The following is an 18732-nucleotide window of genomic DNA, read 5'->3' on the forward strand; positions in this document are numbered from 1 at the left end:
GCCGCAGGCGTGAGCGTCCGGCCGTTTGTCGATAGTCGCGGTCCCCTGTGGAAACGACTAGGGTAACCGCAGCGACCCAAGGATAGACCCGCGAGACGGGACGGCGATGCGGATAGCGCAGCGGCGGCTCGCACCACGGCCGCGTCGCGGCTCAGTCTGTCGAGAGAATGCGAGCACCAGATCCCAGCGCGTGCACCGCCGCCGGCCGAGGACGACGCGATGAGGGATCGCGGCGTCGGCGCGATCGGCGTCGAGGCAGAAGATGAGCGCGCGCCTCTCGAACATCGAACGGATGCGGCAACTCTACGACCCCAATTATGTTCGCAGGGTTGACACGCTGGACGAAGCGCCGGTGCAGGTGTGCGTCGAGGATCGCATGCTGACCGCTGCCGCCGGCACGGGCGTCGCTACCTATGCACGGACACTGGCGGCCTGTCTGCCGGCCGCGGGAGCCTCCCCGCTGCTGCTCGGCGACGGTCCGGCCGGACCGGTGCGACGGGCGCGGCTGGGCCGCTGGATCGCGGCCACGCGAGCGGGGGCACGCCTGGCGGACGTCGCGGCCCCGGACGAAGCGGCGGCGCATTGGGTGGTCCGCGACCTTTTCCGAGAGGCGCATGTCTTCTTCAACCTGCATGGCCGGTTACTGCCGGTCGAATTCGATCGCCCCCCCCAGGTGATGCACTGGACCTATCCGCTGCCGCTCTATCTCCGCGGGGCGAGGAACCTTTACACTATCCACGACCTGATCCCGCTGACCCATCCCGAGCTCACCCGCGTCTCGTCGACGCGGCATGCGGCGGTGCTGCGCCAGATTGCCGCGCATGCTTATGGTCTGGTCACGGTCTCCGAAACCGTCCGCCGCCAACTGGTCGACCATCTGGGGATCCCCGAGGGCAGGGTGGTCAACACCTTGCAGGCGATCGACGCGCCGCTGCAATCGGACCCGAGCCTTCCGCCCGGCTTGCGATCAGGCGATTATTTCTTCTTCTGCGGGCGAGTCGAGCCGCGGAAGAACCTCGACCGGCTCGCTTGTGCGCACGCCGCGAGCGGGACGGCGTTGCCGCTGGTGATCGTCGGACCGCAGGTGCCGGGGGAGGAGGCGCTCGAGAAAACGCTGCGCGGGTTTGCCGGCGTGATCCGCTTGCCGTGGATGCCGCGCCGCGAGCTGCTCGGCATGATGCGACGCGCCCGCGCTTTGCTGTTTCCGTCGCTCGCCGAGGGCTTTGGCCTGCCGATTGCCGAGGCGATGACGCTCGGCTGTCCGGTGCTTACGTCCAGCGCGGGCGCGCCGGCCGAAATCGCCGGCGACGCGGCGCTGCTGGTCGATCCCCGGCAGACCGCGCAGATCGAGGTGGCGATCCGTCGGCTCGAAAGCGACGAGATACTCCGCGCCCGGTTGCGCGCCGCCGGCTTTGCCCGCGGTCTGAAGTTCACGCCGGATGTCTATGCGCGGCGGCTTCGCGCGCTCTATGCGGACGCGATCGCCACAGCACCGCGGGGCCGAACGTGACGCGCCCTTTCCGGATCGGTATCGACGGGCTGAACCTCGCCCTTCCGCACGGCACCGGCGTCGCGACCTATTCGCGCACGCTCGCCCGCACCGTCGCGGAGATGGGCCGCGCGCCCGATCTCGTATTCGGACTGCCCGTCCCGCCGCGTTCGTCGCGCGATTTGCGCGAGACCCTGTTCTTCGCCGAGCTTGGCCGCGACGATCAGCCTGAGACCTCGCCCGCCGCCGCAAAGCGCGCGCGGCTCTTTGTCGCGCCTTGGGCGCGGCGGCTGGTCGAGGTGCCGGTACAGGGCCGTGTCCGCGCCGAGGCGTTCGCCGAGCGCCTGCCGAGCTTCTCGACGCTGCACAGTTTCGGGTCTCTGTGGTCGGTCGCGGCGCGTCACTTCAAACGCTATCGCCGCTTTCTCACGGTCACGATGGCCGATCCGCCGGAGATCATGCACTGGACCTATCCGCTGCCGATCCATCTGGCCGGCGCGGTCAATATCTACACGATCCACGATCTGGTGCCGCTCCGGCTCCCGCACACCAGCCTCGAGAACAAACGCCTGCACGATCGGCTGCTGCGAAGCTGCATCGGTCGCGCCGCGCGCATCTGCACCGTCTCCGAGGCTTCGCGGCGCGATATCGTCGAATTTCTCGGCGCCGATCCCGGGCAGGTGGTCAATTGCTATCAGTCGATCGATCCGGTTCCGGCGATCGACTCCGCCGTGCTGGCCGGGCGGCTTCGCGCATTGTTCGATCTCGAGCCGCAGGGCTATTTCCTCTATTTCGGCGCGATCGAGCCCAAGAAGAATGTCGGGCGCCTGATCGAGGCCTATCTCGCGAGCGAAGTGGCGACGCCATTGGTCATCGTGGGCGGGCGCGGCTGGCGTTCGGAGAATGAACTGCGCCTGCTGGGCAGCGCCGGATCGCAAAGCCTCTCGGGCGTGGCGCGGATCCGCAAGCTCGATTATCTGCCGCGGCGGATGCTCGACGTGCTGATCGCCGGCGCGCGCGGCGTGCTATTCCCATCGCTCTACGAAGGGTTCGGTCTGCCGGTGGTGGAGGCGCTCGCGCGCGGCGTGCCGGTCATGACCTCGACCGGCGGATCGCTGCCCGAAGTTACCGGGAGCGCCGCGCTGCTGGTCGATCCCTATGACGTCGGCGCAATCGCGGCCGCCATCCGCAAACTGGACGAGGATGCCGAACTTCGCCGTGCGCTCGCGGCGATGGGGCCGGCGCAGGCCGATCGCTTCGCCCCGGCGCGGTTTCGCGCGAACCTGTCCGCACTCTACCGATCGCTTGTCGTGCCTGTGCACGACACCGTACCTGCGCAACCAGTGACCTTCGGGGCGGCAACCATATGACATCCCTGTTCGCGTTCGTGGCTGCCCGTGGCCGGGGGGCGATGCTGGCGCTTCCGCTTCTCGTCGCCGGCTGCGCCACCTTGCCGTCGAGCGGCCCGACCGCGCCCGAAGTGATCGCGGCGTCGCGCCCGACCGCCCGACTGCCTGCGAAATTGATCGACCTCGACGCCGAGGCCTTGTCCGATGTCAACACAGCACCGGCGCCCGCGGGGGCGCTCGCCGGGCTTGCGGCCGAGGGCGATATCGACCGGATCGGTCCCGGCGACGTCCTGCAGATCTCGGTATTCGAAATCGGTACCGCACTCTTCGCAGGCCCGGCGGTGACCGAGGTCCAGCCTGCCGCCACGGGGAGCACATTACCGGCGATCGTCGTCGCGCGCGACGGCACGATCCAGATCCCCTATGCCGGGGCCGTCGAGGCTGCCGGTCAGACCCCACAATCGCTCGCCCGAAGCGTCGAGGCGCGGCTGCGGGGCTATTCCGAACAGGCGCAGGTCAACATCGTCGTCCGCGAGAACATGACCAACAGCGTGTTCGTGCTGGGCGGAGTGAAGGCGCCCGGCCGGATTCCGCTGTCGCTGGCACGCGAGCATGTGCTGGATGCGATTGCGTTGGCGGGCGGCACGACCTCGGCGCCGCACGATACGATGATCCGGGTTACGCGCGCCGGACGCAGCGCCGAGATCGGTCTCGACGAATTGCTCGCGGGATCGCCGGACGATCTGCTGCTGCTGCCGGGGGATCGCATCGAGCTCCTCCGCAATCTGCAGAGCTTCACCGTCTTCGGCGCGAGCGACAAGGTGTCGGAAATTCCGTTCGAGATGCGGAGGCTCACGCTCGCGCAGGCAGTCGCGCGGGCCGGCGGCCCCTCCGACCGTCAGGCGGATCCGACTGCGGTGTTCGTCTTTCGCTGGGCCGCACCTGAGACGCCCGGCGGCGCGCCGGTGCCCGTCATCTATCGGCTCAACATGCTGCGACCCGAAAGCTATTTCGTCTCGCAGCGTTTCGCGATGCGCAACGGCGACGTGATCTACATCGCCAATGCGCGCTCCAATCAGGCGGCCAAGCTGGTCCAGATCATCAACCAACTCTTCTCGCCATTCTATGGGGTTCGAGAATTGACGCGATGAGGATCGGTGATTCAGGCGGCCAGCCGCTGAGACGCCCGGCGGCGCGCCGGTGCCCGTCATCTATCGGCTCAACATGCTGCGACCCGAAAGCTATTTCGTCTCGCAGCGTTTCGCGATGCGCAACGGCGACGTGATCTACATCGCCAATGCGCGCTCCAATCAGGCGGCCAAGCTGGTCCAGATCATCAACCAACTCTTCTCGCCATTCTATGGGGTTCGAGAATTGACGCGATGAGGATCGGTGATTCAGGCGGCCAGCCGCTGCTGGGCCTGGTGAATTTCGATCGCCTCGTCGATCGTCGGGTAGAAGGTCAGTCGTCCGTCGTGCAGCACGGCGCCCGTGCTGCAATATTCCTGCAGCGTCGTCGGGCTGTGCGAGACCATGACCAGCGTTCCGGTCGACCGACGATGGGCCAAGGCGGCGTGACAGCGTTCCGCAAAGCGCTGGTCGCCTGCGCCCGTGACTTCGTCGACCAGATAGCAATCGAAGTCGATGGCGAGGCTAACGCCAAAGGCGAGACGCGCCACCATGCCGGCCGAGTAGGTCTTCACCGGCTGGTTGAAATAGTCCCCGAGCTCGGCAAAATTCTCGACGAAAGCGAGCAGACGATCGACAGGCTGCCGATAGATCCGTGCGATGAACCGGCTATTGTCCGCCCCGGTCAAGCTCGCCTGAAAGCAATGCGTGTAGCCGATCGGCCACGAGACGCTCATTCCGCGATGTATGATTCCGCTGCTCGGATGTTCGACGCCGGCGATGAGGCGAAGCAGCGTCGACTTGCCCGCACCGTTCGCTCCGCAGATCCCCAGGGCCTGCCCCGGACGGAGGACGAAGCTGGTGTCCTCGAGTACTTTTCTGGTGAGATTGCGGCCGTGATAGATCTTGTTGACCCGCTCGAAACTGATCATGCGCCGGTCCCTCCCGTCGACATCCGATTGGCGCGAATGAGGAAGCCCGGTCAAGCGAATCCGCGTGCCATCCGGCACAGGCGGGCGCGATGATCGGAACGGCAGAAACCTCGATTTTTCAGACGGGGCCCCTCGGCTGCGAGGCACTGGTCATCGCCTTTTCGAGTCTCGGCGTGGACAGCGTCGCCAAGCCGTTCGAATTCCACAATTTGCTGGACCGCTCCGATTGCGCGGTACTGTTGCTGCGCGATCCCGACACCAGCTGGTACCATGGGGTTCCCGATCTTCCGGGCGGTCCGTCGGCTCTTGCGGATGCCCTCGCCGAACATGCGCGCGGATTCCGGCGAGTCATCTGCATCGGATACAGCATGGGAGGCTATGCCGCCTTGCTGTTCGGTCGGTTGATCGGCGCCGAGACGATCATCGCGCTTGCGCCGCAGACCATTCTTTCCCATGGCGCGCTCGACGCTTGGGGCGACCACCGCTGGGACGCGCAGGTCGAGCGCGTCCAGCGCCAGGGCGATGCCCGGCTGCTCGATCTCGCGCCGCTCTATCACGATACGCGCCACCTTTTGCCCGATCAGGCGATCACCATCTGCCTCAGTGCCAGCGGCGAGTGCCTCGATGTGCAGCATGCTTTCCATCTCAAGCGCCATGCCGCGCTGCATATGCTGGGATCGGAGCCGCTGGCGCACGGAGCGCTGGTGGTCGCGTTGCGCGAGTCCGGGCTGATGCGCATGATGATCGACGAAGCGATTGCCGGCGTCAGAACCGATCTGTCCTTGTCGGACCGCTTCGCCGGCTGGATGGCGAAAAGCCGGCATAGCCTCGCTCTGGATCCGGCTGGGACGAGAATCGATGGATCGATGCTGGGGATTTCCGGCACCTTGGCGATGCATTCTGCGTCGCAGATTGCGCGCGACGCGGCAGCTTCCCATCCGGTGCGCCTAGGTGCCCGGCTGTGGCCGGAGGGACGCTTCGGCGGCAGCCAGCGCGAGGCGCGCTTCGATTTTCCGCCGGGCGACCTGACGCCGGGAAGCGTTCACCGCTTCGCGATCACCATCGACCTCGGCAACCTTCCCCCGGGTCGACACGAGGTCGTCGTGGCCCTCGTGCGCGAGGGACGATTCTGGTTCGACGAGTTCGGCTTCAATTCCGCGCGTATCGGACTGGTCGTGGACCGGACGGGCATTTCGTGCCTCGCCGAGGGAGCGGTCATTTGACCGTCGAGATCGCGGCCGTCTTGCTCGCCTTCAACGAAGTCGAGATGCTGTCGCTCACGCTGCCGGCGATCAAGGCGGTGGTGGATCAGGTGATCGTCGTCGACATGGGCTCGACGGACGGAAGCGGCGATCTGTACGCGGACCTGCTTTCCGGCAAGGATCATGTCGCGCGCTACGATCAGGCCAATCTCTCGCAATTCGGTTTCGCGCATGCTCGCAATCATGGTGCGCGATTCACGGTCGCGCCATGGCTCTTCTCAATCGACTCCGACGAATGGATTGATCCTGCGCAGGCGCCGCTGCTCCGCGGCGAGATCGCGGCGGCGGAATGCGACGTGTTCCATGTTCATCGCCGTAACTATGCGTCCGAACCGGGCGCGAGGATCGACATCGAGCGGCTTCGAGCCAGCGGGCCTTTCGAGGAAGAGACGCAGCGCCGGATCTACCGCAATCGCCACGACATCCGCTGGGAAGGGCTGATTCACGAAGAGATTTGCGATCGTGACGGCAATACCTGGCAGCGCGCCGGGCGAAGCGCGCTCGTCCTCCACCATCTGGCGCAGTTCAAGTCTCGGCCGTTGGGAGAGGAAAAGAACCGCCTTTACGCCTATATGGTCCTGCGCGCGGCGCTCGTGCCGGGATATCGCTATGGAACCAATCCGTTCTGGCACTCGACTTTCATACGCGAGAATCTGGAGTATCTGATCCGCCAGGCCAATGCCTATGCAAGTGCGCGCGGCCTGCCGCTCTACGAGCAAGGCGCAATCGAGCGCGCGATCGCTTGATGCCGGTCAGTTCGCCGTGGGAGATGCCGGCCGGCCGAGCATAACGAAGCGCGCGCGCGCTTCCGGCGAGGTGACGAAGATCGAAACGAGTTCGTCCACGGTCATCCCCGTTTGCAGGAGCTGGCTGAAATAGGAAAAGCCATCCGGGTCAGGCGTTCGCCCGAGGATCAGCCGGTAGCAGTTCGACAGATCGTCGAGCGTCGCGCATTCGTTCACGGGGACGGCCGACGCCGGAAGGGCCTTGGCGGGCTGTGGTGGAAAAGCGGGCGGGTCGCCGTCGAGGGACGATGCCGTGGCGAGACGAAGCCGTGGGAAGCCGAGGTCGCAATACCAGAAGACCCCTTCGGCAACGAGCGAGAGCTCGATCTCGACATCGTCTTCCGCATTTGAGGGTGGTGCGGCGAATCTGATGAAGAATCCTGCCGAGGCGCCTGGTGCCAATACCGCCTGTGTCGGCATCGCGCGCGCTTCGATCGTCCATGCCGCGGTCCGACCGGTCCGGGCCCGTGCGCCGATCAGCAGGCGGTCGGGCTGGCGACGTCCGAAGTGGAGGGGCGCCTCGCCGGTGTTGGCGATCCGGCCGTGCAGGTGCAATTCGCCGGATACGGAGCGTTGGACTGAATCGGCAAGCTCGATCCCATAGCCGTGCCGTCGATGCCAGTCGGCGATCGACCCCGACAGGTCGGGCAGCGGCAGGCCATCGATCATCGCGCCGAGGATATCCGCCATCGTGCCCGACTGGCGCAATGCGATCGGCAGCGCCGCGCCGGGCAAGGGCATTCGATGCAGGTCGAGCGTCGCGACCTGTGCAAGCCATCCGACCGCTTGTTCGCTTGTGGTGATTGCGATCCCCGCGGCGCGCGCGCGCGTTTCGAGAACCCTGTGGTCGCGCGGTTCGACAGGCGCGACCAGCAGAAGCGCGGCCCCCAGCTCCGCCGCCAGCGCAGCCGCAATATTCGCGTTTGCACCGTGACCGATCATCAGCACCCGCGCTTGTTCCGGCACGCGGGCCCGAAGCAGTTCGGCCATCGCGGCCGGATCGATCGCCGCTGTATCCGGCGCCACGATCGCCACCCGGCAATCCGGCCGTTTGCCGATATGGTCGGCAACCGGGCCCGAGAATCCGGCGCGAACATCGTCGTCGGCGAACAGAATTACGAACGCCGCTTCGCCGTCGCCGCGGACGATCGACGCGACATCGGCACTGCCTGCGGCAGGCGTCGACCTCATCGGGGCTGGTTCGCCCCCGCCGAACCGGGACCGGGCCGGCCGAATGCGAGGTCGCTCAGCGTTCCGAGCGTAAGAGCCTCGATGAAGTCGAACCGGGCCTGGCGATCGTCCGCGGCACACAGGAAGAATCCCGCGACGCCGACCGAGACTTTCCGCGGGTCCCCTCCGGAGGTTATTTCGGCAAGGTCGGCGCTCGTATTGCCGTTGACTTCCAACCGTATGATTCCGGTCGGATCCGGTGTCACCGTCATGGTGATCCATTTGAACTCGCCGGGCTTCAACACTCCTTCGACGCGCGTCGCCTGGTCCGACGTATCGACCGCGAAGCGCACCTCGCGTCCCGGGATTCCATGCAGTTGCAGGCATAGCCGGATCGCCAGACCGGGAGCGCCGGTGCCGATCTCCAGCCGTCCGCCGTGCGACTTGGTCCAGCAGCCCCAATCGTCGAGGCCCCACCAGCCGTCTCCGGCGCGGAATATCTCGGCCGAGCGCATGCCGGGCCAGATGGTGGTGGCATAGTTGCGCACCAGCGGATGCCACGCCCCCAGCCTTGCGACCGGTACGTCGGCCTGCACCTGAGGTTCGTCGCCGCGCCAGCGCAGGGCGGCCGCTGCCATGTCGGTCGCGATGTCGCTCCACGCACGCGGCCGAAATCCGGCGGCGATCTTTTGCTGCAATGCTTCGCGGTAACCGTCCTCGCGGATCAGCCGCTCCAGCGCGGTGGCGAACGCTTCGACATCGCCTGAACGAAAATAGACTGCGTGATCGCCGCCCGCTTCAGGCAGCGAGGAGGCGTCCGAGATCAACGCCACCTTGCCGTGGCACAACGCTTCGGTCACCGGCAGGCCCCAGCCTTCGTATCGGCTCGGATAGATGGTGAAGAGGCAGGTCCGGTACAGCAGCGTGAGCTCGGCGTCCGACAGACCCGACAGCATCACCACGTGCTCGCGCAACCCCGCATGGCTATCGAGCCGCGCATAGACTGCGTCGTTGAGCCAGCCGCGATTGCCGACGCACACCAGTTTGGGGACCGCGCCGGCACCGTAACGCTTCAGCAGCGTGACCCAGGCCTCGAAAGCGACGAGGTGGTTCTTTCGCGATTCGATGGTCGAGACGAACAGCACGAAGCCGTTCGGCTTCAATCCCCAGTGCGACAGCTGGCGCGGGTGCGCGGGGACCAGGTCCGGCTTGCGGCAATCGGCATCGAGACGAACCACTGCGATGTCGACCGGATCGATTTCGTGGCCCAGCATCGAAGCGACGTGCAAAAGGTCGGTTCTGGTCGATTCCGAATTCACGAGGAAATGGTCGGCATGCTCGAAGGCACCGACCGCCCAGCTCACGAAATCCTGCGTAAGCTCCTTGACGCAATGCTCGGCGGCCATAACCGGGATGAGGTCATGGACGAAGGGGACATAGCGCACGCCGCGGAGCGCCTTGGCCTGCCGGACGAAGAGAAAGTAATTCTGCAGCCACCACGAGGTGCCGAGATTGATCAGATAGGCGCCGCGCGGCATCTCGATCGGCTCGGACGTAGCAAGCCGCAAGTGCAGTCTCGCCAGTGCGCCGATCCATTCGGGTGCGCCGCGATCATTGCCGGCAAGGCTGAGCCTGGCAAGCGAATGGAAGCTGGCGGCGGGTATCTCGAGCCAGTCGTCCCGCGATTCGATGAACGCGCAAATCTGCACGTCGAAATCGCCCAGAGCGAGCGCAGCGCCGATCGTTTCGATCTGGACGCGCTGGATGCCGGTGGGAAGTCGGGCGTTGCGGAAATAAGAGATCAGATCCGAGACGTCGAAGACGAGGACCGGCCGATCCTGGGCGTCCGGGCCTGGAGCGGCCGGGCTGGATGACCGCACGCTCCGGACGAGACCGGACAGCGCCTCTACCCGCAGCCGCGCGGCGCCGCGGGTCTCCTCGAGCAGCCGGGGAAGCAGCGCCTCGATCTGCCGCAGCGCCTCCGCCGCCTCCCCCGGGGCCGGCGCGGCGTCGGGTTCCGCTTCCTCGCGGCCGATCAGCGCAAGCAACTCACGCATCTGTGCACCGTCGCCACTGTCGAGCAGATACGCCATTTCCTGCAACACGTCCGGATTGTCGGGAGCGTGCTTGAGTGCGCGCATATAGTTCCGGTTCGCAGCCGCGCGATCGCCGCGTTGCTTGTGGAGATGCCCCAGGTGCAACCACGGCTCGGCCTCTGCAGGCGCGGATTCCGCGGCCGTACGATAGGCGGTCTCCGCCGCGCCGAAATCCGCCTGTTCCTTGAGCGCGTGGCCGAGCTGGACCCAGATGTGCGTCAGCGACGGATCGGTCTCGAGCGCGGAGCGGTACGCAGCCGCGGCGGCTTGCCAGTTCCTTTCGTCGCGGGCCTGATTGCCGAGCGCGATCGTCCGGTGCATCTGCGGCGTGACCGCGACGCCGGCCGAGCGGCGAAGCTTGAGCGGAAGGTTCATCAGCAGGTCGGTCATCACGCGGCGTGTTCCTTGATGCCTGCAAGGATCAGCCAGCCGATCGCATAGGTCAGCAACAGCGCGAAAAAGACAGTGGCGACCAGCTTGAGGCGCTTCGGATACAGGGCTTTGCCGGGCAGGTTGGGCTCCACGACCCGGACGAGGAAGAGTTGCTGGCGCACGGCCTGCTCGCGCGCGGCGTCGAGTGCCGCTGTCGCAGCCTCGAAACGCTTGGCGGCGAATGCCTGGCGGAGCCGCAAGGTTTCGAACTGGCCGAGTCCCGCCGCCGTCGCACGATGCGAGCCGGTGAGGCTGCCTTCTGCCGCTGCTACCTGTTGTTCGAGCCCGCGGACCCGTGCTGCCATGGTGACATATTGCGGACTGTCGCGGCGGAGCGCGCTCGCCATGCTGGAAAGCCGCGCGCGCGCCTGTGCAAGCTCCGCCTGCATTTGCGTCACCATGGTGATGCGCGCGGTGCTGGTGCGCTCGGGATCGATGTCCCGGCCCGACTGGCGGAAGCCGGTCAACGCGGTCTGGGTTTCGCCGACTCCCCGCTCGGCGGTCATCAGCGATTCCCGCGCGCCGGTGAGCCGGTTCTCCAGAAGCCGCTTGTTGAATTCATTGACCCGCTGTTCGCCGATCTTGAGCAATTCCTGGGCGACCCGCTCGGCATCCGCCGGCCGGAACGCGCGTACGCTGATCCGGGTGATGCCGGTCTCACGCCCGACATCGACATTCACCATCTCGCGATAATAGCGCAGCAGCGTTTCCGGCGGGGCATCGCGCTCGAGCCGCGAGAAAATATCCGCTTCCGGCCGAAGGAAAATCGACGCGAGCCCCACGCTTCGCTGCAGGTTCGCGACGGCATCATGCGACAGGAGATAATCGACGACGGTCTGGTTGTCGGCCGCGGTCGGGTTGGTTTCGAGGCCCAGCAACTGCCCGAGGCCCGAGCCGGCGGACCCGCTCTGGCCCGATGTCCGGACGACGAAATGCGTCTCCGATTCATACTGGTTGGCGATCACGCAATATTGGAAGATCGCGACCAACGCCGTCGGCAGCAGCACCACCAGCGCAAGATTCCGAAGCCAGCCGAGCCGCCTGCGACCTGGGTCGGAGGCGCCCGGCGGATATTGTTCCAGTCGATGCGGGTGAGGTTCGTCTTGCTGCCGCGCGCGGGAGACGGGCTCCGGCGCCGGCTGTGCCTGCAGCTCCACGAAATCGGGTTCGGGCTCGGGCGGATGAAGGGGGACAGTTGCCATCGGATCAACTCAGATGCACGTGTTTGCGGACGATGCGGAGCGAGACCAGGCCCAGAAAGGTGAGGCCCAGACACCAGAAGGTGACGTACATCACGTCGAAATAGGGACTCCGCACCGATGCGAATTGGCCGGTGTGAAACATTTCGAAGATCTGATTGAGCGGGAACCAGTACAGCATGCCGCGATAGGGTTCCGGTACCCACGCGAGCAGGAAGAACGTTCCCGAGATCGGCATGGCGAGATAGGTCAAGGGATGGACGAACTTGCCCACCGCCTTGCTGAAATAGGAGGCGGCGCAGATCGGCATCGACAGCGCGAAGGAAAACCAGACCATATAGCCGAAGCCGGCAAGCATTACGAGCGGAGACGCCGGCACGCCGCCATAGCCCAGGGTCCAGGACAGGCCGAGCAGCACGACGAGCGCGAGCAATGTCGATGCGGCCTCGAGCAGCGCGCGGGCGACCAGCATGTCGAAGATCGTCACCATGCGGTGAAACAGCAGGGGCTTGTTGGCTTCGAGCGTCGACTCGGCGCGCCCGATCACCGACCGGAACACCATGAACATGCAATAGCCGCCGAGCGCGAACGGAATGGGCAGCAGGTCTTCCCCGCCATGCGCGCCGGCATTCCCGTGCAGTACCGCCACCGAAGTGGCGAGGAGCATCGGTTCGACGAGCAGCCACGCATAGCCGATATTCTCGCGTCCATAGCGTGTGTGCAGCTCGCGCATGATCAGCGCTCCCACCACCGAGCGCTGGACGTCGAGGCCATCGAGATAGTGCGCCAGGCCGCCAAAGGCGTTCCGCGCAATCACGATGCGGAAGCCTCGACGAACGCGAGCACGCGATCGATATGATCGTCCCATGTCGGCAGCACTGTCTCACCGAGGCGCGCAAGCTGTGCGCGCCGTCGTGGGGAAGCGGGGTCCGCATAATCGAGGATCGCCCGACGCCAGCCCGGTCCGTCCAGCGGATCGAGATATTCGGGAACGTCGCGGCCGGCCTCGCGATGCGCGGCTATGTCGCTCGCGATCACCGGCGTTCCTGTGGCGAGCGCTTCGATTACCGGGAGTCCGAACCCTTCTGCGAAGGAGGGCATCAGCAAAGCGGCTGCACCGGCGAGCCAGCCCGTCAGCGCCTGATCGGCAACCCGTCCGAGTTCGCGGACGTGCGGGCGAAGCCGCGAGCGATCGAGCAGATTGAACACATTCTGATTTTCCCAGCCGCGCCGCCCGATGAGGACGAGCTTGGGGATCTCGCGGTCGCCCGCATTCTCCGCGAGCTGGTGCCACAGCTGGAGCAGCAGGAGGTGATTCTTGCGCGGCTCGATCGTGCCGACGCACAGGAAATAGGGCTGGTCGATCGCTGGCGTGGCCGGCGCCGGGGGCCGGGGCGTGACGGCCCCGAACGGCGCCACGGCGAGCTTCGGCACGGACTGGCCGACTGCACCCAAATAAGCTGCGAACGCGTCCGCGGTCGCGCTGGAGTTGGCGATCACGCCGTGTGCGTGGCGTGCTACGCTGACCATCCGCCGGGCGTGGCGGCGCGGGGCGTCGGCACGGGCGAATGCCGGGTGGGTGAGGGGTATCAGGTCGTGGACGAGACATACCAGCCGGGCATTCTCGCGCCGCAGACGCGCCGCGACACGCTGTTCGTCTTCGAGCGCGCTGGGCGAGACATGCAGCACGATCCGCGTGCGGATCGCCGGCGTCACCGGCTGTGGCCACAAACCGGCAAGCGATGCGAGGAGATGCCGCCATGCGGCGCGCGCGGTTTCGTCTCCACCGGTCTCGCTCCAGCGCAATTCGGTCGCATCGAGAAAGCGCAGAACCGCGGCGGGCGTGAGCCGGCCATACCCACCCAGCGGATGCGTTGCGGCGAACTGAAGTCGTTCCGGCACGCGGGCCAGCAATGCGCGGGCATAAAGCAGCTCGATGCGATCGATTCCCGTCGGAGTCGCGTGACGCACTCGCGACAGGAGGCGAGTGAGATCGAGCACGATCTCGGGCCCGGTCGCCGCCTGGGGAGACGCCTTGATCCGAAAGGTCGATGCGTCGTGAAGGAGGCGTTCCGGCTTCACGCAATCGCCTCCAGCGTGCGCGCCGATCCGGGGTGCCGCGTCGCATTTCTCGCCGCGAGCATGCGCGTGACTGCGGGCTCGATCAGCAGCGTGCGTCCTTCCAGGCTGCTGAAGCCGCCGCGAAGCAGGCAGCGATGCGCGAGCACTCTGCGGAAGGCGTGGAACAGCTCGATCTGGGGGCATCCGGGGGCTTGCCAGAAGCCATCGAGCGGCCCCCGATGCGCGATGCCGGGGACGTCATAGACCGCGCGCCCGAGAACCTTGACCGGAACGCCCGCGGCAAGTGCGAGCGTCCCCGTGGTGCTGTTGACGGTCACCACACCCTGCGCATGGGCGACGAGTTTCGCGATGTCCGCGCATTCGAGATAACGGACTCGATCGACCATTCCGAGCGTGGTCGCCGCGTCCTCGATCAGCTTGCGCCAGTTGCGCAGGCCATTGTCGAGCGGATGGCCTTTGAACAGCAACACCGGTCCTTCCGGGGCATGCGCGGCGAACGAGCTGAGGATCTCCCGGATGGCTTTTTCCATATTGCCGAAGGCCGAATGGACGCGCAGTTGATGATCCGAGTCGAGTTGCAGGGGCACGACGAAATAAGGCGAGTCGAGCGCGCGAAGCACTGCCTTGCTTCGCCACGCGACGAAGGGATGCCGACCAAGGCGGCGTAGCCAGCCGGCTGTCTCCGCGGTCAGCGAGGACGGGCGGTGCGACCGGAAATACCTGAACGCTGGCGACATCAGCGCGGATGCGCCGTAATAAGCGATTGCCTCGCCCGCGCGCTGGGCAAAACTGGCGGGAACCGCGGGTAGGTTTGGGATCGGCGCGAGGCCCTCCGCCATCCGGCAATAATATTCCGCGTCCTGCGGCAGCGACGAATGGCCGTTCACGCCGTTCTGCTCGAGCGTGACCCAGTCCGGACGGACATAGCCTTCTTCGAAGACGTGCACGACGACATTACACGTGCAACCAACGGAGACCGCGGCGCGGTGCAACGGCCGGCAATCACCGAACAGCACGATATCGGTGACGGCGTGCCGTTCGACGAGGCCAGCGAGCGCCGCCGGCCAAGTGTCCGCTCGCCCCCGGAAATCGAATGCGGTCCCGCGCCAGTCGAAGCGGTCGCCCCCATTGAAGTTGACGCGAAGAACATTGCTCCCGGCGCAGCGCAACGCCTCGCCGAGCTGCCGGAAGAAGGGCCCCGGAGGGCCCTGGAGGAAGAGAAAGGTTCGCGTCATGCCGTCGCGGGCCGGAGTGCGCGGCGGATCAGGCCCTCGAATAGCCGCAGCCGGTTCACCAGCGAAGGGCGCGGGGTGGCGCCTGCCAGACGGGCGACGAGCCGTTCGGCGGAGCAGGGCAGGCCGGTGTCCGGGTCGAGATAGAGCGGGTAGAGCAGCAGCGCTCCCGCCACCAGCTGATCCAGAGTCAGCCGGCGCTTGCGGCGCGGCACTGACACCAGATCATGAGTAAGGCCCCATCCGGCATAGAAGGGCGCGCCGTGACACATCACGTCGCAGCCGCGCAGCAACGCCTCAAACCCGGCGAGCGAGGTCAGTACATGGACTTCATCTACAACTTTCAGCAGCGGCGCCAGGCCGCACGGCCTGTTGAGAATATGGTCCGCGAGGTGGTGCGTTTCGCGGCGTAGTCCAGCGCGCCGATGCCCGGAAAGCACATCGGGGTGCGGCTTGTAGAGGAGAAAGGCATCCGGCGCGTGCGCACGGGCCCGTTCGAGCAGCCCCGCGTTTCCGCCTCCCGCAACGTCGCCCATCAGGACCGACCGATCATCAGCGACCTGGCCGATCACGAGGATGCTGCGCCGATCGGGCGGCAAGACGATCGCGGGCGGTTTGCCGCCGCTTCCATATTTGCCCAGCCCGGCGGACACGATGGTCATGCGCAGCGCGACGGCGCGGCACAGCAGTTCGGGCGGAAACCGGTGTTCGGCGAGCAGTCTCTCGAGGTCGCTTGGCCGCGCGGGATCATAGTGAATTCCCTCGCGATCGACGATGATCGATTGCGGCGGCACCAGATGGACACCGAGCCCGGGCGAGCGCAGAAACCCGTCCTCGACCCGAGCGACCGGGACGCCACTCGCGGCGGCGCGCGCCTCGAATTCGAGGGGAACGCGCGATGGCCAGATGGCGACGGCGGCTTGCTTCGTGCCGGCGACCTCCAGCGCAGCTCTCGTCGTCCGCGCGTGCCGCGGCACCCCCGACACACCGGTGAGGAAGCGGTCGATCTGCGAGCGCTTCCAGCCGCGCATCCCGAACTGGACGCCGATTCCACCGACCGTGTCGAGATGGCGTCTCCATTCGCCGAGCAGATCGATGGCGGCTTCGGGCGGTATCTCCGATCCGGTGAACGGTTCGCGATAGGTCGGCGCTTCGAGCACCTGCCATGCGAGCGACCGGCGCGCGCGCAGATCATGCGCCAACGGTTTTCCGGTGACGGAATCGATGACGGGGATGCCGAGCAGTCGTGCGATGATCGCCAGAGCGTCATCCGCCGGTGCGACGACTTGCGCGACCTGGTCGAGCAAATGCCACGGATCGAGCTCACCGGTCAGGAGCCCCGGCAAATGCCCGGACGCTCCCACCGCAGGATCTTCGTCGACCCACAGGAAGATCGGGTTGCCGGCAGCCGGGCAAAAGGCCGCGGCATCGCCCCGGCGGGGCTCCCACACCGTGCAGCCTTTGGCGAGTTCGGGGCGTCCGCCCCAGAAGCTGCCGCCGACACGGGCGTTTTTCAGCCGCCGGATCAGATTGTCCGCACGTTCGCGTGCTGTGTCGGTCAGCGGCATCGGACTCGCTGCATCTTTGCGGATTGCGAGTGGCGCGCGCGATCGCGTGGCGAAGATTGCGGGCGCTCTCAAGAGCGGTGGGCTGGCCGCACAGCGAAATTCCGCGACAGCGCGCGTGGAAGGGGCGGAGACGGTTATGGCCATTGGCAAATCTGCGATCGCGACGCTCGGCCGCTGCTATCGCAGGCCCGGTGCGCCGTCGGGCTGGGGATTTCCCGAGCCGCGGCGATAAAATCAGGCCCGCCGAAGCCCGCGCCACCACGTTGCGTCGATTCGAGCATCGATCGGGATATCCGCCCGGTTTGGCCAGCCCGGGACACATTGCTCGTTGGCGGTCAGGGGGGCCGTCCCGGATCTGACTGACGGAGTCGCGATCAACATTGCGGCATTCGAACGCACCTCCGCGACCCGCAGCGTTTGCGCAGGGTCACTGCATCGAGTGGCTCTCGCGCGAACCTCCGAAACGCCAGCAGGCGCGAGAGCGCTCGCCGAGGATCGCGAAGCGCCAGATCGAGCACGACAAAGATTGGCCGTGCAGGATACCCATGCCCGCAGCGATGCCGATGCGCCGGGTTACGCTTCGTTCAAGGGGAAATTGCTCTTGAATGTCGACGACATTGTCCACCCATTCGAAATGCAAAAATGCATTTCGCTGCAAGTCAGTCATCAGGTGAACTAAACGTTCATGCAGGATCCCAGGAAGTCTGTTTGCGCCCCTTGGATCTAACGTTCCGGACCTGCAAAAAGGGCTTGTAGGCAACGCCCTCCCCTTGACCCCGCCCTTCCTGGAACCAGGATGCGTATTTCTCTTCTGTGAAGTGATACGGTCCCGGAAGTTTCGGCGAAGACACGGAGTTCATCCTCCTGCAGCATTCGCATCAAGGGGCAATAGTACATATTATGGGAAGCGTGTCTTCAAGCGCCTCGGCCCCGGCGGGAGTATCAGGAACTCGCCGCAAGGCGTTCAATCTATTAAATCATCGCCGTGTAGCCGGATAGGGCATTTTGGAATAGCCAAGAGCAACTTGAGCTTGGTGTCAAAACTTTCACCGCAAAGTCGCGCGTTGCAACGAGGGCAAAGTGTCAGAACTTAGATGAAAGATGCCACGACTTGGGGTCGGGAAACAAAAGCTGAGTCCGAAATAAATAGCTGAGTCTCGTAGCGATGTACGAGGCAGGGTAACCGTGTCTTGTTGGGATGAGATGTTTAACGGCGCGCCCGCTCAAGCTTACGCGACGGGCGAAACTCGGTCCCGCTGCTATGCTCCCTTCGTTATCTCCTGCGGGGGATGACTCCGCCGTCTTAAGACGCGCCGACAACTCTCCCCGGCAACCGCAAGCGCGTACCTCGGTCACGCGGCGAATATCTGCGATCTTCATGAACCCGAGATGCGTACTAACTTAGGTTGCTTTCCATTGCGCAAGGTCCCGAGAGGCACGGGGCGCCGTACCGCTTCGCATTCGGGCGCTTTCCGCTTCCCTGGCCAGCGAGGCGCACTATCATGCTTGCGCTCGGTACTTCAGGCAGTGGGATCAGACACATGACGGGCCGGAGAGTGCGCGGCGAGTCGGAAAGACGGGAGTCGCGGCAGATTGCGCTGGATGAGCGGACGTGTCGCCTGATCTGCCCGGTTGCCGCTGCACTGGTCGGCGTCTGTCTTACCGGCATCGGACTGCTCAGGGTGGTGGCCGTCGTCCACGGGCACGAGACGCTCGCCGACGACATCCTCTCGGTGGATGCCGTGCTGTTCCTCATAGCCACCCTCGCTTCGTATGTCGCGATCCGCAGGCAAGCTTCCGGCCGCGTCCATTGGCTCGAGCAAATCGCCGACCGCGCCTTCATCGCAGCGATGCTTTTGCTCACCTTTGCCTGCTTCGTGATCACCTATGCCGTGAGCAAGTGAAGGCGAGGCGCTCGCGAGCGACTATGGCCAGGCCAGCTTTCAAGATGAACTATAGTTCATTCACTCGCCACGATCTCGACAGACAGGATGGGGCAGTATCGATG

16 protein-coding genes are annotated in these 18732 nt (G+C 65.7%); 7 read left to right on the forward strand and 9 right to left on the reverse strand.

Annotated features, from left to right (window positions below; all coding sequences use genetic code 11):
* Positions 1-262 precede the first annotated feature (262 nt).
* From CVN68_RS21640 to CVN68_RS21655, 4 genes are read left to right on the forward strand one after another with little or no spacing between them, the layout of a single operon-like run.
* Positions 263-1510 carry a glycosyltransferase family 4 protein gene (locus CVN68_RS21640; RefSeq protein WP_100284029.1) on the forward strand — a complete coding sequence of 416 codons (1248 nt, stop codon included), beginning with the start codon at positions 263-265 and terminating at the stop codon, positions 1508-1510.
* A complete protein-coding gene (locus CVN68_RS21645) occupies positions 1507-2859 on the forward strand; it encodes a glycosyltransferase family 4 protein (protein WP_100284030.1) in 1353 nt (450 codons plus the stop codon). The genes CVN68_RS21640 and CVN68_RS21645 overlap by 4 nt, the downstream gene beginning before the upstream one ends.
* Complete coding sequence (locus CVN68_RS21650; RefSeq protein ID WP_100284031.1) at positions 2856-3989, forward strand: polysaccharide biosynthesis/export family protein; 1134 nt, start codon at positions 2856-2858, stop codon at positions 3987-3989. Before CVN68_RS21645 ends, CVN68_RS21650 begins: the two co-directional genes overlap by 4 nt.
* A gap of 49 nt (positions 3990-4038) precedes the next feature.
* Positions 4039-4224, forward strand: a complete 186-nt coding sequence (locus CVN68_RS21655) for a hypothetical protein (RefSeq protein WP_233503476.1) — start codon at positions 4039-4041, stop codon at positions 4222-4224.
* Between the two features lie 11 nt (positions 4225-4235).
* Here the strand turns inward: CVN68_RS21655 and CVN68_RS21660 are convergent, their stop codons facing one another.
* A complete protein-coding gene (locus CVN68_RS21660; RefSeq protein WP_100284032.1) occupies positions 4236-4898 on the reverse strand; it encodes an ABC transporter ATP-binding protein in 663 nt (220 codons plus the stop codon).
* 89 nt (positions 4899-4987) lie between these two features.
* Here CVN68_RS21660 and CVN68_RS21665 point away from each other — a divergent pair, with 89 nt between their 5' ends.
* Complete coding sequence (locus CVN68_RS21665) at positions 4988-6121, forward strand: hypothetical protein (RefSeq protein ID WP_100284033.1); 1134 nt, start codon at positions 4988-4990, stop codon at positions 6119-6121.
* Complete coding sequence (locus CVN68_RS21670) at positions 6118-6906, forward strand: glycosyltransferase (RefSeq protein WP_100284034.1); 789 nt, start codon at positions 6118-6120, stop codon at positions 6904-6906. Before CVN68_RS21665 ends, CVN68_RS21670 begins: the two co-directional genes overlap by 4 nt.
* A gap of 6 nt (positions 6907-6912) precedes the next feature.
* On the opposite strand, the gene CVN68_RS21675 is transcribed toward CVN68_RS21670, so the two are convergent.
* The 8 genes from CVN68_RS21675 to CVN68_RS21710 all read right to left on the reverse strand — a co-directional run bounded on the left by CVN68_RS21675 (position 6913) and on the right by CVN68_RS21710 (position 17391).
* Entirely contained in the window at positions 6913-7980 is a 1068-nt protein-coding gene (locus tag CVN68_RS21675; RefSeq protein ID WP_158299020.1) for a DUF4214 domain-containing protein, read from the reverse strand.
* A 152-nt stretch (positions 7981-8132) separates the two neighbouring features.
* Complete coding sequence (locus CVN68_RS21680) at positions 8133-10601, reverse strand: glycosyltransferase family 4 protein (RefSeq protein WP_233503477.1); 2469 nt, start codon at positions 10599-10601, stop codon at positions 8133-8135.
* Positions 10601-11845, reverse strand: a complete 1245-nt coding sequence (locus tag CVN68_RS21685; RefSeq protein ID WP_100284036.1) for a capsule biosynthesis protein — start codon at positions 11843-11845, stop codon at positions 10601-10603. Before CVN68_RS21685 ends, CVN68_RS21680 begins: the two co-directional genes overlap by 1 nt.
* Before the next feature lie 4 nt (positions 11846-11849).
* Positions 11850-12659: an ABC transporter permease gene (locus CVN68_RS21690; RefSeq protein WP_233503478.1), complete on the reverse strand. Its 810-nt coding sequence runs from the start codon at positions 12657-12659 to the stop codon at positions 11850-11852.
* The gene (locus CVN68_RS21695) at positions 12656-13924 is read right to left on the reverse strand and encodes a glycosyltransferase family 4 protein (protein WP_233503479.1); all 1269 of its coding nucleotides are present in this window, start codon (positions 13922-13924) and stop codon (positions 12656-12658) included. The genes CVN68_RS21690 and CVN68_RS21695 overlap by 4 nt, the downstream gene beginning before the upstream one ends.
* A complete protein-coding gene (locus CVN68_RS21700; protein WP_100284038.1) occupies positions 13921-15159 on the reverse strand; it encodes a capsule biosynthesis protein in 1239 nt (412 codons plus the stop codon). The genes CVN68_RS21695 and CVN68_RS21700 overlap by 4 nt, the downstream gene beginning before the upstream one ends.
* Positions 15156-16724, reverse strand: coding sequence for a capsular polysaccharide export protein, LipB/KpsS family (locus tag CVN68_RS21705; RefSeq protein WP_158299021.1), 1569 nt, complete (start codon positions 16722-16724; stop codon positions 15156-15158). Before CVN68_RS21705 ends, CVN68_RS21700 begins: the two co-directional genes overlap by 4 nt.
* A 427-nt stretch (positions 16725-17151) precedes the next feature.
* Positions 17152-17391, reverse strand: coding sequence for a hypothetical protein (locus tag CVN68_RS21710; protein ID WP_100284040.1), 240 nt, complete (start codon positions 17389-17391; stop codon positions 17152-17154).
* A gap of 835 nt (positions 17392-18226) precedes the next feature.
* Between CVN68_RS21710 and CVN68_RS21715 the strand changes: the two genes are divergently transcribed.
* Positions 18227-18628 (forward strand): hypothetical protein, encoded by a 402-nt coding sequence (locus CVN68_RS21715; RefSeq protein ID WP_233503480.1) that lies wholly within the window; start codon positions 18227-18229, stop codon positions 18626-18628.
* The last annotated feature ends 104 nt before the right edge of the window (positions 18629-18732 follow it).

It is taken from the genome of Sphingomonas psychrotolerans, from assembly GCF_002796605.1.
Taxonomy (GTDB): Bacteria; Pseudomonadota; Alphaproteobacteria; order Sphingomonadales; family Sphingomonadaceae; genus Sphingomonas; species Sphingomonas psychrotolerans.